Annotated in this window: 13 protein-coding genes; 6 read left to right on the top strand and 7 right to left on the bottom strand. The window is 72.9% G+C overall.

Features of this window, described 5'->3' with window-relative positions; genetic code table 11:
• Window positions 1-211: 211 nt before the first annotated feature.
• Complete coding sequence (locus ACVCAH_RS00340; protein ID WP_447133995.1) at window positions 212-1,633, top strand: diguanylate cyclase; 1,422 nt, start codon at window positions 212-214, stop codon at window positions 1,631-1,633.
• A 115-nt stretch (window positions 1,634-1,748) separates the two neighbouring features.
• Here the strand turns inward: ACVCAH_RS00340 and ACVCAH_RS00335 are convergent, their stop codons facing one another.
• Window positions 1,749-2,807: an aspartate-semialdehyde dehydrogenase gene (locus tag ACVCAH_RS00335; RefSeq protein WP_447133994.1), complete on the bottom strand. Its 1,059-nt coding sequence runs from the start codon at window positions 2,805-2,807 to the stop codon at window positions 1,749-1,751.
• A gap of 5 nt (window positions 2,808-2,812) precedes the next feature.
• Window positions 2,813-4,078: an aspartate kinase gene (locus ACVCAH_RS00330; RefSeq protein WP_447133993.1), complete on the bottom strand. Its 1,266-nt coding sequence runs from the start codon at window positions 4,076-4,078 to the stop codon at window positions 2,813-2,815.
• A 223-nt stretch (window positions 4,079-4,301) separates the two neighbouring features.
• Between ACVCAH_RS00330 and ACVCAH_RS00325 the strand changes: the two genes are divergently transcribed.
• The 3 genes from ACVCAH_RS00325 (at window position 4,302) to leuA (ending at window position 7,760) form a co-directional block, all read left to right on the top strand.
• Entirely contained in the window at window positions 4,302-5,099 is a 798-nt protein-coding gene (locus ACVCAH_RS00325; protein ID WP_447133992.1) for a hypothetical protein, read from the top strand.
• Between the two features lie 83 nt (window positions 5,100-5,182).
• Window positions 5,183-5,737, top strand: a complete 555-nt coding sequence (locus ACVCAH_RS00320) for a nitroreductase family protein (protein WP_447133991.1) — start codon at window positions 5,183-5,185, stop codon at window positions 5,735-5,737.
• Between the two features lie 271 nt (window positions 5,738-6,008).
• On the top strand, window positions 6,009-7,760 hold the full coding sequence (gene leuA, locus ACVCAH_RS00315; RefSeq protein WP_447133990.1) for a 2-isopropylmalate synthase: 1,752 nt from the start codon (window positions 6,009-6,011) through the stop codon (window positions 7,758-7,760).
• Between the two features lie 40 nt (window positions 7,761-7,800).
• Here the strand turns inward: leuA and ACVCAH_RS00310 are convergent, their stop codons facing one another.
• Window positions 7,801-9,327: an MFS transporter gene (locus tag ACVCAH_RS00310; protein WP_447133989.1), complete on the bottom strand. Its 1,527-nt coding sequence runs from the start codon at window positions 9,325-9,327 to the stop codon at window positions 7,801-7,803.
• A gap of 107 nt (window positions 9,328-9,434) precedes the next feature.
• On the opposite strand from ACVCAH_RS00310, the gene ACVCAH_RS00305 reads away from it, so the two are divergent.
• Together ACVCAH_RS00305 and ACVCAH_RS00300 are read left to right on the top strand one after the other, a co-directional pair.
• Window positions 9,435-10,097: an HNH endonuclease family protein gene (locus ACVCAH_RS00305; RefSeq protein ID WP_447133988.1), complete on the top strand. Its 663-nt coding sequence runs from the start codon at window positions 9,435-9,437 to the stop codon at window positions 10,095-10,097.
• Window positions 10,079-10,501, top strand: a complete 423-nt coding sequence (locus tag ACVCAH_RS00300) for a hypothetical protein (RefSeq protein WP_447133987.1) — start codon at window positions 10,079-10,081, stop codon at window positions 10,499-10,501. Before ACVCAH_RS00305 ends, ACVCAH_RS00300 begins: the two co-directional genes overlap by 19 nt.
• A gap of 89 nt (window positions 10,502-10,590) precedes the next feature.
• Here ACVCAH_RS00300 and ACVCAH_RS00295 read toward each other — a convergent pair whose 3' ends face one another.
• Genes ACVCAH_RS00295 through ACVCAH_RS00280 form a run of 4 tightly spaced genes read right to left on the bottom strand, consistent with a single transcriptional unit; the run spans window position 10,591 to window position 14,770 of the window.
• Window positions 10,591-11,694, bottom strand: coding sequence for an ABC transporter ATP-binding protein (locus ACVCAH_RS00295; protein ID WP_447133986.1), 1,104 nt, complete (start codon window positions 11,692-11,694; stop codon window positions 10,591-10,593).
• Window positions 11,691-12,806 (bottom strand): ABC transporter ATP-binding protein, encoded by a 1,116-nt coding sequence (locus ACVCAH_RS00290; protein WP_447133985.1) that lies wholly within the window; start codon window positions 12,804-12,806, stop codon window positions 11,691-11,693. The genes ACVCAH_RS00295 and ACVCAH_RS00290 overlap by 4 nt, the downstream gene beginning before the upstream one ends.
• A gap of 6 nt (window positions 12,807-12,812) precedes the next feature.
• Window positions 12,813-13,769 carry an ABC transporter permease gene (locus ACVCAH_RS00285; protein WP_447133984.1) on the bottom strand — a complete coding sequence of 319 codons (957 nt, stop codon included), beginning with the start codon at window positions 13,767-13,769 and terminating at the stop codon, window positions 12,813-12,815.
• A complete protein-coding gene (locus ACVCAH_RS00280; protein ID WP_447133983.1) occupies window positions 13,766-14,770 on the bottom strand; it encodes an ABC transporter permease in 1,005 nt (334 codons plus the stop codon). Before ACVCAH_RS00280 ends, ACVCAH_RS00285 begins: the two co-directional genes overlap by 4 nt.
• Between the last annotated feature and the right edge of the window lie 73 nt (window positions 14,771-14,843).

Genomic DNA, 14,843 nt, shown 5'->3' with positions numbered 1-14,843 from the left:
CCTCCACTCGACCGGTAACCCCCACGCTATCGTCGCGGCCGGCGCCGCGCGGGCCCCCCGGACCCACAGCCCGCGTCCACAGCCTGTGGATAGCACATGTGTACGAAGCTGCCGGCCACGCTCGGGCAAGGGCGGACCGGTCCCGCGCTGAGTACCCTTGATCGCGCCTCCCGGCCCCGGGCCAAGCACCCCTACCTGGAACGACGTGCGAATGGATCACCAGCGAGTCATCCGTGACGTCACGGTCCGCCTCCCCATGGCGTCGACCGCCGTCGAGGCGTGCCAGTGGACCGTCACCGCGCTCGCCCGCTACGCGCCGGCCACCATCTCGGTGCTGCTCCAGGTGCACGACCGGCTCCGCTGCGTCGCGGCGACCGGCTCCTGGCAGGTCTTCTCGACCGTTCCGCCGCGGACCGGGATCGTCGGCCGGGTCTACGACTCCGGCGTGACCGCCGTCGTCCCGGACGTCACCGCGGACCCCGACTACCTTCCGGTACGCCCGGACGTCACCGCCGAGGTGTGCGTACCGGTGCTGGACCCGGCGGGCCGGCCAATCGGCGTGCTGGACCTGCAGTGGACCGGCCCGGTGGACCTCACCCCGTGGCAGGAGACCGCCGAGCGGCTGGCCGCCCGGCTCGGTGCCCGGATCGTGGCGCTCGGCGGGCCGCCGGCGGAGAGCCGCAGCGAGAAGCTGCTCCGGCACGCCGCCGCGCTGACCTCGGCGCCGACCGAGTGGGACGTGCTGGCCGCCGCGGTCACCGCGGCCCGCGACGTGTCGACGCTCCCCGCCGCCGTGCTGCTGCTGGCCGGCCCCACCGGGCCCCGGCTCGACCCGCCGACCGGCGCCCCGGGCGAGCTGGAGACGCGGATCCGGGCCGAACTCGCCGAGGCCGGGCCGGCGGCGCTGGGCCGGGTGATCAGCCGCGCCCACCGTTACGGGGCCGGATACACCCTCGGCGAGCCGGGGCACCCGCCGGTCGCCGACCACGAACCATTGGTCCGGGCGGGCGTGCGCACCCTGATCGTGGTGCCGGTCGGCCCACCCGGCGAGGGTGGCGCGCTGCTGGTCGCCGACGAGCGGCTGCTCCGTCCCGACCCGACCACGGTGAACCTGGTGGAGCTCCTCGCCGGGCAGGCGTGGAGCTGCCTGGACCGGCTGGGCACCCTGGCCCGGCTGCGCGAGCAGGCCAGCTCGGACCCACTGACCGGGCTGCGGCACACCGGGCCGTTCGGCCAGCGGATCGCGTCGGCCACCCCGGGGCGTACCGCCCTGCTCGCCATCGACGTGGACGGCTTCAAGACGGTCAACGACACGTACGGGCACCAGGCGGGCGACCGGGTGCTGGTCAGTCTGGCCCGGGCGCTGGAGGGGGCGTTGCGCCAGGGCGACGAGCTCTACCGGATCGGCGGCGACGAGTTCGTTGCGGTGATCGAGGTGAACCGGCCCGAGGAGGCGGTCCGGATCGCCGAGCGGCTGACCGAGGCGGCCCGGCGCACCGGCCGGACGATCAGCGTCGGCGTCGCCCTGCCCCGCCCCGGCGAGTCGCCGGAGCTCACCCTCCGCCGCGCCGACCAGGCCCTCTACGCCGTCAAACGGCACGGCCGCGACGGCGTCCACCTCGCCGCCGCCTGACCCCGTGGCCCGCGCACGTACAGAGAACGAGTGCCCAAGCGGCGTCGGATAGGCACTCGTTCTCTGAACGAGCGCCGTTCCGTGACCGTGCGGGAGTGCGCGTGATGCGCACGGGTCAGCGGGTGAGTTCGGCGGCGAGGAGTTCGGCGATCTGGGCGGTGTTCAGGGCGGCGCCCTTGCGGAGGTTGTCGCCGGTGACGAAGAAGTCCAGGGCGCGGGGGTCGTCGACGGCGCGGCGGATCCGGCCGACCCAGGACGGGTCGGTGCCCACCGCGTCGATCGGCATCGGGAACTCCCCCGCGGCCGGGTCGTCGACCAGGATCACCCCGGGCGCGTTGCGCAGCACCTCGCGGGCGCCCTCGGCGTCGACCTCGGTGGCGAAGACCGCGTGCACCGCCACCGAGTGGCCGGTGACCACCGGCACCCGGACGCAGGTGGCGGAGACCTTCAGGTCGGGCAGCCCGAGGATCTTGCGCGACTCGTTGCGCAGCTTCAGCTCCTCGGACGACCAGCCGGCGTCGGCTGGCGAGCCGGCCCAGGGCACCACGTTGAGCGCCAGCGGCGCCGGGAACGGGCCGAGCTCGTCGCCGACCGCCTGGCGTACGTCGCCGGGGCGGGAGCCGAGCCCCCGGTCGCCGGCGATCTTGCCGAGCTGGGCGTGCAGCGTGTCCACGCCGGCCTGACCGGCGCCGGAGACCGCCTGGTACGAGGCGAGCACCAGCTCGCGCAGGCCGTACTCGCGGTGCAGCGGAGCGACCGCGACGATCATCGTGAGGGTGGTGCAGTTGGCGTTGGCGATGATCCCCTTGGGCCGGTTGCGCACCTGCTCCGGGTTGATCTCGGGCACCACCAGCGGGACGTCGCGGTCCATCCGGAAGGCACCGGAGTTGTCCACGGCGACCGCGCCGCGGCTCACCGCGATCGGGGCCCAGTGCGCCGAGACGTCGTCCGGCACGTCGAACATCGCCACGTCGACCCCGTCGAACGCCTCCGGGGTGACCGCCTGGACGGTGAGGTCCTCGCCGCGGCAGCGGACGACCTTGCCGGCGGAACGTTCGGAGGCGAGCAGCCGGATCTCGCCCCAGACGTTCTTGCGCCCGGTGAGCAGTTCGCACATCACCGTGCCGACGGCCCCGGTCGCGCCGACCACGGCGAGAGTGGGCAGCCGCGCCACGGGCGCTACCGCCCCGTCCCCGCGTAGACGACGGCCTCGGTGTCGCCGCCGAGCTCGAAGGCGTCGTGGATGGCACGCACCGCGGCGTCGAGGTCGGTGTCCCGGCAGACCACGGAGACCCGGATCTCCGAGGTGGAGATCATCTCGATGTTCACGCCGGCCTGGCCGAGGGCGGCGAAGAAACCGGCCGCCACACCCGGGTGCGAGCGCATCCCGGCGCCGATCAGCGACACCTTGCCCACGTGGTCGTCGTAGAGCAGGCCCTTGAACTTGACCGACTCCTGGATCTTGCTGAGCGCGGCCATCGCGGTCGGGCCGTCGGTCTTGGGCAGCGTGAAGGAGATGTCGGTGCGCCCGGTGCCCTCGGTGGAGACGTTCTGCACGATCATGTCGATGTTGATCTCGGCGCCGGCCACCGTGTCGAAGATCCGCGCGGCGGCGCCCGGCTCGTCCGGCACCCCGACGATCGTGATCTTGGCCTCGCTGCGGTCGTGGGCGACCCCGGTGATCAGTGCTTGCTCCACAGGAAGGTCCTCCATCGATCCGGTGACCATGGTGCCGGTGTTGGTCGAGTATGACGAACGGACATGGATCGGCAAGCCCGCCCGGCGGGCGTACTCCACGCTACGCAGGTGCAGCACCTTGGCGCCGCAGGCGGCCAGCTCGAGCATCTCCTCATAGGTGATCTGCCTGATGTGCCGGGCGTTCGGGACGATCCGCGGGTCGGCGCTGAACACGCCGTCGACGTCGGTGTAGATCTCGCAGACGTCCGCGTTCAGCGCGGCGGCGAGCGCCACGGCGGTGGTGTCCGAGCCGCCCCGGCCGAGGGTGGTGACGTCCTTGGTGTCCTGCGAGACGCCCTGGAAGCCGGCGACGATGACCACCGCACCCTCGTCGAGCGCGCCCTTGAGCCGGCCGGGGGTGACGTCGATGATGCGGGCCCTGCCGTGCACCGAGGTGGTGATCACCCCGGCCTGCGAACCGGTGAACGAGCGGGCCTCGTAGCCCAGGTTGTGGATCGCCATGGCGAGCAGCGCCATCGAGATGCGCTCCCCTGCGGTGAGCAGCATGTCCAGCTCGCGGCCCGGCGGCAGCGGGCTGACCTGGTTGGCCAGGTCGAGCAGCTCGTCGGTGGTGTCCCCCATGGCGGAGACCACCACCACCACGTCGTCGCCGGCCTTGCGGGCGGCGACGATGCGCTCGGCCACCCGCTTGATCCGCTCGGCGTTGGCGACGGAGGACCCGCCGTACTTCTGCACCACGAGTGCCACGACGGTGCGCTCCCTCCCAGTGACCCTGAGCGTGCCGACGCCGCCGGCACCGGGGCCGGCGGCGCGTGTCAAACGCCCTCAGCCTATCGGGCGGCTCGCGCCGTCGGGTCGGGTGATCCCACGATCCGGCCGACCCGGGCCCGACGGCGTGGCGCGCGACACGCCGGGCGGGGGACCGACGTACGGGTCACCGCGCGTTGGCCGGGCAGCCGAGAATGACCGGGTGCACGCCCATCTCCGTCCCGCCCGACGCCTGGCCGGCCCGCTCGCGCTGGCCCTGCCGGCCGCCCTCGCCGCCTGCACCGCCGACCCGCCCGCGACGCCGCCGCCCACCCCGTCCACCGCGCCCGCCCCCGCCGGGCTGGACGCGGCCCGGGACGAGTTGGCCGCGCTGGCCGCGGCGGCCCAGGACCGGCACCTGGTCGCCAGCTACACCCTGCGCGCGCCGGACGCCCCGGACCGAACGATCGTGGTGACCAGCGCGAACGACGGCACCTGGCGGGTGGACGTGCCGGGCGGGGCGCTCGGTGGCACCGCCGACGTCTCGCTCGCCGCCACCGCCGACGGGCTCTTCCAGTGCGCGCTGCCGTCGGCCATCCGGCCCGAGCCGCCGGGCTGCGTACGCCTCGGCGACCCGGACGACGGGCTGCCCCGCCGGCTGGACCCGCGGGTGCAGCACCCGTTCACCGACTGGCTGGACGTGCTCACGGACCGGCGCGCCCCGCTGGCCGTCTCCCCGGCGACCCCGCCGGCCGGCGCCACCGGCACCTGCTACGCGGTGGAGACCACCTCGGCCTCGATCAACCCACCGCTCGACGTCGGCATCTACTGCTACGACGCCGACGGCACGCCCACCGCGGTGCGGACGGCGTCCGGGACGCTGACCCTGGCCGGGACGCCCGCCCCGGCCCCGGCCACCGTGCAGCTCGCCGGGCCGGTGGTGGAGGGCGAGGAGCCGCTCGGCACCGCCGCCCCGCCACCGCCCGACCCGTCCGAGAGTCCGAGCGCGGGAACGTTCTGACCGTCGTTCCGTTACGGGTGCGATTGCCCACATTCGGCCCCCCTCTCTCGGAGGGTGAAACGCCCATAGGGGACGCTCTACCCATGGCCGACCTGACCCCGCTGCTCGCGATCCGTTGGAGTCCCCGCTCGTTCGATCCGGCCGCGGAGTTGACCCCGGCCGAGGCGTCCTCGCTGCTGGAGGCCGCCCGGTGGGCGCCGTCGGTGGGCAACCGTGAACCCTGGCGGTTCGTCCTGGGGCACCGCGACGACGAGACCTTCAAGCGGATCCTGGTCAACCTCCCCGCGCGGGACCAGCGCTGGGCGGGGCGGGCGTCGGCGCTGCTGCTCGCCGCACACCTGGCCGAGCCGACCGGGCACGCCGCGTACGAGGCCACCGGGCACGCCGCGTACGACCTGGGGCAGGCCGTCGCGCACCTCACCGTCCAGGCCACCGCGCTCGGCCTGCACGTCCGCCAGGTGCTCGACCTGGACCGGGCCGGCCTGGCCGCCGACCTCGACCTGCCGCCCGACGTCCGCCCGTACGCGGCGGCGGCCGTCGGTCAGCTGGGTGACCCGCTGAGCCTCCCCGCCGACCTGCTGCCGGAGGAGACCGCGCTGCGCCGCCGCCGCCCGCTCGCCGACCTGCTGCTGAGCTGAGCCGGCGTTGGCGGGTGCGACGTCGATCTCATAGTCCGGACCTTCCTTCCCACCCCACCACTCATCACGTAGGGTCACCCTGTCATGTGGCGGGCGTACCTCCTCCTTGGTCGCCGCGACGAGGCCTGAAGGCCGGCACCTCGTCGCGGAGTCGAACCGCGCCGTCCAGCAGATCCGAACTTCCTATCGGCACCGCACGGGCATCGTCGCCCGGCACCTCGCCGACACCTTCCGATTGCTGACGCCACATGTTCGCCAGGGAGCATTCCTGATGGCTCAACCCGTCACCGACGCTGAGACCGATCCGATCGCCCGGCAGCGCCCCAGCCGGATGCCGTACCACCGTTACCAGCCGTACCAGCAGCAGTTCCGGATCGACCTGCCGGACCGGCGCTGGCCGACCCGGCACGTCGAGGCCGCGCCGCGCTGGTGCGCCGTCGACCTGCGGGACGGCAACCAGGCCCTGATCGACCCGATGTCGCCCGAGCGCAAGCGCCGGATGTTCCAGCTCCTGGTGCAGATGGGCTACAAGGAGATCGAGGTCGGCTTCCCCTCGGCCAGCCAGACCGACTACGACTTCGTCCGGCAGCTGATCGAGCAGGACCTGATCCCCGAGGACGTCACCATCCAGGTGCTCACCCAGTGCCGGGAGCACCTGATCGAGCGGACCTTCGAGTCCCTGCGCGGCGCGCGCCGGGCGATCGTGCACTTCTACAACTCGACCTCGACGCTGCAGCGCCGGGTGGTCTTCGGGCTGGACCGGGACGGCATCACCGACATCGCCACCTCCGGCGCCCGGCTGTGCCAGAAGTACGCCGAGATCCACACCCCGGACACCGACATCCACTACGAGTACTCGCCGGAGTCGTACACGGGCACCGAGCTGGAGTACGCGCTGGAGGTCTGCGCGAAGGTCATCGAGGTGGTCGACCCCACCCCGGACCGCAAGCTGATCGTCAACCTGCCGGCCACCGTCGAGATGGCGATGCCGAACATCTACGCCGACTCGATCGAGTGGATGAACCGGCACCTGCCCCGGCGGAACAGCCTGGTGCTGAGCCTGCACCCGCACAACGACCGGGGCACCGGGGTGGCCGCCGCCGAGCTGGGGCTGCTGGCCGGCGCCGACCGGATCGAGGGCTGCCTGTTCGGCAACGGCGAGCGCACCGGCAACGTCGACCTGGTCACCCTGGGGCTGAACCTGTTCTCCCAGGGCATCGACCCGATGATTGACTTCTCCGACATCGACGAGGTCAAGCGGGCCGTCGAGTACTGCAACCAGCTGCCGGTGCACGAGCGGCACCCGTACGCGGGCGACCTGGTCTACACCGCCTTCTCCGGCTCGCACCAGGACGCGATCAAGAAGGGCTTCGACGCGCTGGCCACGGACGCCGCAGCGGCCGGGGTGCCGGTCGACGAGCACCAGTGGGCGGTGCCCTACCTGCCGATCGACCCGAAGGACCTGGGCCGCACCTACGAGGCGGTCATCCGGGTCAACTCGCAGTCCGGCAAGGGCGGCGTCGCGTACGTCATGAAGACCGAGCACCAGCTCGACCTGCCGCGCCGGCTCCAGATCGAGTTCTCCGGCGTGGTCCAGCAGGTCACCGACCACTCCGGTGGCGAGGTCGACCCGGGCACCATGTGGGAGATCTTCGCCGGGCAATACCTTCTCGACCACCAGCGCGACCCGGCGGTCACCCTGACCGGCTACGCCATCGGCACCGCCGAGGGCAAGGTCGAGATCGAGGCCCAGGTGGGGCTCGGCGGGCAGCAGCGGTCGCTGACCGCGGTCGGCAACGGCCCCATCGACGCGTACGTCAACGCGCTCCAGTCGGTGGACGTGGCGGTACGGGTGCTCGACTACCACGAGCACGCGCTCTCCTCCGGCGGGGACGCGCAGGCCGCCGCGTACGTCGAGTGCGAGGTGGACGGGCGGACGGTGTGGGGCGTCGGCACCGACGCCAACATCGTCACCGCCTCGATCAAGGCCGTCACCAGCGCCGTCAACCGCGCCCGCGGCTGAGCCCGCGGCGGGTCTCCGGTTTACCGGGGGCCCGCCCGGCTCAGCCGGGTCGGGCGTCCGGGGCGCCTTCCCCGGCCCGCCGCTCCGGCGGGGTGGAGACCGGCAGGGTGTGGCAGGGCTGGGCCGGCGGCGCCTTCCGGGGCGGCCGGTGGACCAGCAGGCCGGCCAGGAGCCCTCCGGCCAGCAGCAGCCCGGCGCACCAGAGCAGCGCGTCGCGGTACGCGCCGGTCAACTCGGCGCGCTGCTCGTAGCCGCTGCCGGAGAGCCCGACCAGCAGCGGCAGCGCGGCGACCGCGAGCAGCCCACCAGCGCGGGCGGCGGCGTTGTTGAAGCCGCTGGCCACCCCGGCGAACCGGTCCGCCACGGCGGCCAGCACCGACGCCGTCAACGGCGCCACCACCAGGGTCAGCCCCACCCCGAACAGCACCACCCCGGGCAGCACGTCCCGCCAGTACGACGCGCCCGGACCTACCCCGCGCAGCAGCAGCAGACCGGCGGCGGCGACCACCGGCCCGACGAGCAGCGGCAGCCGCGGGCCGATCCGCGCCGACAGCGCTCCCGCCCGGGCGCTGCCCACCAGCAGCAGCAGGGTCATCGGCAGCAGTGCGATCCCGGTGCGGAACGCCGACCAGCCGACCACGTTCTGCAGGAAGACGGAGAAGAAGAACATGAAGCCGCCGAGCGCGGCGTAGACCACCACGGTGAAGATGTTCAGGGCCGAGAAGAGCCGGCTGCCGAACAGCCCGGTGGGCAGCATGGCGGTGTCCCCGCGCCGCCGCTCGACCAGCACGAAGACCACCGTGCCGGCCACCCCGAGCAACGTCGCGACTAGCACCGGCGGCGAGTCCGGGCCGCGCGCCGGGGCGTCGATCAGGGCGTACGTGACGCCGGCCAGGGCGAGCGCGCCGAGCAACGCGCCCAGCACGTCGAAGTGCCGGTGCCGTCGGCCCGGTCCCCGGGTGCGGGAGACGTCCTCGTCCCGGCTCTCCGGCACCCAGCGCAGCGCGGCCAGCACCACCAGCACGGCCAGCGGCGCGTTGAGGAAGAAGATCCACCGCCAGGAGAGCGTGTCGATCAGCCAGCCACCGACGAACGGACCGAATGCCGTCGAGACGCCGGCGAGCCCGGACCAGGCGCCGATCGCGCGGCCCCGCTCGTCCGGGTGGAAGCTGGCCTGGAGCACCGAGAGCGAGCCCGGGGTGAGCAGGGCGCCGCCCGTGCCCTGGAGGAACCGGGCCGCCACCAGCCAGGCCGTCTCCTGCGCCAGGCCGCACAGCACCGAGGCCAGGGTGAACCAGACCACCCCGAGCAGGAAGACCCGCCGCCGCCCGAACCGGTCGCCGAGCGCCCCGCCGAGCAGCACGAACGCGGCGAGCGTCAGCAGGTAGCCGTTGACCGTCCACTGGAGACCCGCCACGGTGGCGTCGAGGTCCATGCCGAGCCGGGGCAGCGCAACGTTGACCACCGTGCTGTCGAGGAAGACCATGCCGGAGGCGAGCACCGCCGCGAGCAGGGTGCCTCGGCCGGCGGCGGTGCCGAGGCGGAGCGCGGGGCCGGTTGTGGTCATCCGACCAATCTGCCTCGCACCATTCTCCAGACGCCACGAAACGCCGAAACCTGGTCCGGGTACTGTGCGGGATCGCCGAAAGCCCGCAAGCTGGAGAGGTGTCGTCTGTGCGTACCAGATCAGGACCGCGCGCCGCGGTGACGGCCGCGCTCGCCGCGGCGCTGGCGCTCGGCGCGACCGGCTGCGTTCCGCTCGACGAGCCGACGCAGGCTCCGTCGCCGACCGCCGGGGGCGACCCGGTGCAGCTGCTGGGGCAGCTGACGGTGGCCGGCGCCGGCTCGATGAAGGGCTACAGCCGCAACCGCTTCCCGCACTGGCGGGACACCGGCACGAACTGCGACGTGCGGGACAACGTGCTCAAGCGGGACGGCGAGAACATCAAGCTCTCCGGTTGCAACGTGGTCGGCGGCCGGTGGGAGAGCGTCTACGACGGCCGGGCCCTGACCGATCCGTCCGACGTGGACATCGACCACATGGTGCCGTTGGCCAACGCGTGGCGGTCCGGGGCCGACGAGTGGGACGACGCGAAACGCGGCGACTTCGCCAACGACCTGGACCGGCCGCAGCTGATCGCGGTTTCCGCGACCTCCAACCGGGCAAAGGGTGACCAGGACCCGTCGCAGTGGAAGCCGGCGAACCGGTCGTACTGGTGCCAGTACGCCGCGAACTGGGTGACGGTCAAGCACCACTGGCGGCTCACGGTGACCAGCGCCGAGAAGACCGCCCTGACGGACATGTTGGAGGGCTGCACATGGGCGAGCAACCCGTGACCGGAGACCGGGCGACCACGGCCGGTATGACCGCCGACGGCACCACCGCCGCGGCGGTGCCGGGGGCCGGGATGAGCGCGGACAGCCCGGACGCGCCGTCCGCCGCCGCGCCGGGGGCGGGCATGTCCGCCGACGCGGGCGGGGCGAGCACCGGCCCGCAGCAGCGCACGGCCGACGTCGTGCCCGGCCCGGGCGGGGTGATGACCGACGAGGTCGGCGTGGTCACCGGCGAGCTGACGCTGCGCACCGAGTACGCCGACGGTCAGGTGACGCTGCGGGTGCAGTACAAGGACGCCGACGAGTGGTACGTGGTGACCGGCGGCCGGACGCCGCTTGCCGACCCGGCCGGGCTGGACGCCGTGCACGCGATCGCGGTCGCCCTGCTCAACCGCCCCGAGGGCTGACCGCTCCGGGCGCGCCACCCGGTCACCGGAACACGACGAGCGTGCCACCGCAGTGGCACGCTCGTCGGGGTTGAGCGGGGCGGGCGGGGTCAGACGTACGAGCCGGGCTCGCTGGGGGCGGAGACCACGCCCGGCGCCTCGCCCTCGTCCTCGGGACGGACGATCTGGACCTCCACCTTGTGCGGGCGCAGCTGCCCGCTGGCGATCTGCTCGGCCCAGTGGCAGGCCACCCGGCTGCCGCCGATCTCGCGCAGCGCCGGTCGCTCGTCGGCGCAGCGGGTCGGCTGCGCCCACGGGCACCGGGTGTGGAACCGGCAGCCGGACGGCGGGTTGGCCGGCGAGGGCAGGTCGCCGGCGAGCAGGATCCGCTCCCGCCGGTCCTCCACGTCCGGGTCCGGCACCGGCACCGCCGACATCAGCGCCCGGGTGTACGGGTGCAGCGGCTCGGTGTAGAGCCGCTCGCTCGGCGCCTCCTCGACCAGCGCGCCCAGGTACATCACGCCGACGGTGTCGGAGATGTGCCGCACCACCGCCAGGTCGTGCGCGATCACCAGGTAGGTCAGGCCGAGGCTCTCCTGCAGTTCGTCGAGCAGGTTCACCACCTGGGCCTGGATCGAGACGTCGAGCGCGGAGACCGGCTCGTCGGCGACGATCAGCTCGGGACCGAGCACCAGGGCCCGGGCGATGCCGATCCGCTGCCGCTGCCCGCCGGAGAACTCGTGCGGGTAGCGGGAGAGCGCCCAGCGGGGTAGCCCGACCTTGTCCAGCGTCTCGCCGATGATCTGCCGGCGTTCGTCCCGGTTGGCACCGATCCCGTGCGTCTGCAGGCCCTCGGTCAGGATCGACTCGACGTTCTGCCGCGGGTCCAGGCTCGACATCGGGTCCTGGAAGATCATCTGCATCCGGCGGCGCGTCGACCGCAGCTTGCCTGCCGGGAGCGTGGTCAGCTCGACCCCGTCGAAGAGGACCTCGCCGCTGGTGGGCGGGGTGAGCTGGAGCAGCGCCCGGCCGAGCGTGGACTTGCCGCAGCCGGACTCGCCGACCAGCCCGTACGTCTTGCCCCGGGGGATCCGCAGGTCGACGCCGTCGACCGCCTTCACGTGGCCGATCGTCCGGTCGAAGAGCACGCCCCGCTTGATCGGGAAGTGCACCTTCAGGTCGCGTACCTCGACGAGGATGTCGTTGTCGGTCACGCTGTCTCCTCCTCGCGCGGGGCGGGACCGATGCCCGGCACCGTCGGCGGGTCGTTCGGGACGGCCTGCGCCGGCACCGAGCCGGGCTCGGCGTCGGTCGGAACCGCGCCCCGGACCCCCTCGGCCGGCGTCGTTCCCGGCACCGGCGCCGGGTTGACGCACCGGTAGCTGCGGCCGTCGTGGGCGAGCACCAGCTCCGGCGGCTCGCCGACGCAGGCGTCGACCCGCCGGGTGCAGCGCGGGGCGAAGGCGCAGCCGTCCGGCCAGGGCAGCACGTCGCGGACCGAGCCGGGGATCGGGTTCAGCCGCTCGCCGCGCCCGGCGTCCAGCCGGGGCACCGAGCCGAGCAGCCCCACGGTGTACGGGTGCCGCGGCTCGCGGAACAGCGGACGGCGGCGGGCCGTCTCCACCACCCGGCCGGCGTAGAGGACGTTGACGGTGTCGCACATGCCGGCGACCACGCCCAGGTCGTGCGTGATCATCATCAGCGCGGTGCCGGATTCCCGGACCAGTTCCTTGAGCAGCTCCAGGATCTGCGCCTGGATGGTCACGTCCAGCGCGGTGGTCGGCTCGTCGGCGATCAGCAGCCGGGGCTTGCAGGCCACCGCCATGGCGATCAGGGCGCGCTGCCGCATGCCGCCGGAGAGCTGGTGCGGGTATTCCTTGAGCCGCCGCTTCGGGTCGGGGATGCCGACCCGGTCCAGCAGCGCCGCCGCCTCCTTGGCCGCCGCCTCGCCCTTCATCCCCCGGTGCCGGGTGAGCACCTCGGTCACCTGCAACCCGATCGGGACGACCGGGTTCAGCGAGCTGAGCGGGTCCTGGAAGATCATCGCGATGTCCCGGCCGCGGATGTCCCGCCGGGACCGGTCGTCGAGCTGGAGCAGGTCGGTGCCGTCGAAGACCGCCTTGCCGCCGACGCGCAGGCCGGGCTGCTTGGGCAGCAGGCCCATGATGGCCAACGAGGTGACGCTCTTGCCGCAGCCGGACTCGCCGACCAGGCCGACCACCTCGCCGGCGTCGACCGAGAAGGAGACCCCGTCGACGGCGTGCACGGCCCGCTGGCCGCGCCGGGCGAAGGTGACGGAGAGGTCGTCCACTTCGAGCAGAGACATGCTGACCTACTTCCGCAGCTTCGGGTCGAGGGCCTCGCGCATCGCCTCACCGAGCAGCGTGAAGCCCAGCGCGGTGACGATGATGCCGAGGGCGGGCAGGATCGCCAGCCGGGGCGCGGAGTCGAGGTACTGCTGCGCGTCGGCGAGCATCACCCCCCACTCGGGGATGGAGGCGTCGTTGTTGCCGAGACCGAGGAAGGAGAGCGCCGCGGCCTCGATGATCGCGGTGGCCAGGGTGAGGGTGGCCTGCACGATGACCGGGGCGAGCGAGTTCGGCACCACGTGGGTCAGGGCGATCTTCGGCTTCTTGACGCCCAGCGAGACGGCGGCCAGCACGTAGTCGCTGTTCGCCTGGGAGATCATCGAGCCGCGCAGCAGCCGGGCGAAGACCGGCACCGACACCACGCCGACGGCGATCATGACCGTGGTCAGGCCGGCGCCGAGCAGGGCGGCGATGCTGATCGCCAGCAGCAGGCTCGGCATGGCCAGCAGCATGTCGACGAAACGCATCAGCACGTTGTCGACCGCCCGGCCCCACCGGCCGCCGAGGCCGGCAGCGGCTCCGGCGACCCCGCCGATCAGCGAGCCGACGGCGAGGCCGATCAGGGTGGAGATCACGCCGACCAGCAGGGTCTGCCGGGCGCCGACGATCATGCGGCTGAACTCGTCGCGACCGATGTGGTCGACGCCGAACCAGTTCTCCCCTCGGAAGCCGGGGAATTCGCCGAGGCGGATCTCGCCCTTCCAGAGCTGGGCGTCCGGGGCGTACGGGACGAAGAACGGCCCGAAGATGGCGACCAGCAGGAACAGGCTCAGGATCACCGCGCCGACGATCGCCGCCGGGTTGCGCCGCAGCCGGCGGAACGCCTCGCGCCAGAGGCTGACGCCCCGCTCGTCGTCCCGGGCGGCCAGCTCGGCGAGCCGGTCGATCTTCTCGCGCTTCTTGCCGCTGGTGATCGTCATCGGACCCTCACCCTCGGGTCGATCAGGCTGTAGGAGAGATCGACCAGGAGGTTCACCAGCACGTACACCACCGCGATGATCAGGATGAAGCCCATCAGCACCGGGTAGTCCCGTTGGCTGATCGCGTCGTAGATGAAGGCTCCGATGCCGCTGAAGGCGAAGACCGTCTCGGTCAGCACCGCGCCGGAGAGCAGGCCGCCGGTGAGCAGGCCGATCGAGGTGACCACCGGCAGCATCGAGTTGCGCAGCACGTGCCGGCGCCGGACGACCCGCTCGGTGAGGCCCTTCGCCTCGGCGGTGCGGACGAAGTCCTCGTTGAGCACCTCGAGCACGCTGGCCCGGGTGATCCGGACGATGATCGCCAACGGGATGCTGGCCAGCGCGACGGCCGGGAGCACCAGGTGCCAGAGCGCGTCGGCGGCGGCGTCCCACTCCCGGGTCATCAGCCCGTCGAGGACGAAGAAGTTGGTGACCCGGGTGGCCCCGAGGGTCGGGTCCTGCCGGCCGCTGGACGGGAACCAGCCGAGGTTCTCCGCGAAGATCGCCTTCAGCACGTACGCCAGGAAGAAGACCGGGATGCAGATGCCGATCAGCGACCCGCCGACCGAGGCGTGGTCGAGGAACCGGCCGCGACGGCGGGCGGCCAGGTAGCCCAGCGGGATGCCAAGCCCGATCGCGATCACCATGGCGGTGATGGTCAGCTCGACGGTGCCGGGGAAGCGCTCAACGAACTCGGTGACCACCGCGCGCTTGGTGGAGGTCGAGGTGCCCAGGTCCAGGCGGATCAGCCGCCGGACGAACCGGCCGTACTGCACCAGGATCGGCTCGTCGAGGCCCATGTTGCGGCGGATCGCGGCGCGCATCTCGGGCGTTCCGCGCTCACCGAGGATGGCGGTCTCGGGACCGCCGGGCAGTCGGCGCAGCCAGATGAAGAGCAGGAGGGAGAGCCCGAACAGCGTCGGTATCAGCTGGAGCAGGCGTCTGACGATGAACCGGAACACGGTGGCCTCGAAAGGGGTGTGCGGAGGGTCGCGGGCGGGCGCTGAAGGTTCCAGCGCCCGCCCGCGTTCCTTG

The organism is Micromonospora sp. LZ34, from assembly GCF_052981855.1.
This window is presented reverse-complemented; position numbering and strand designations above follow the sequence as displayed.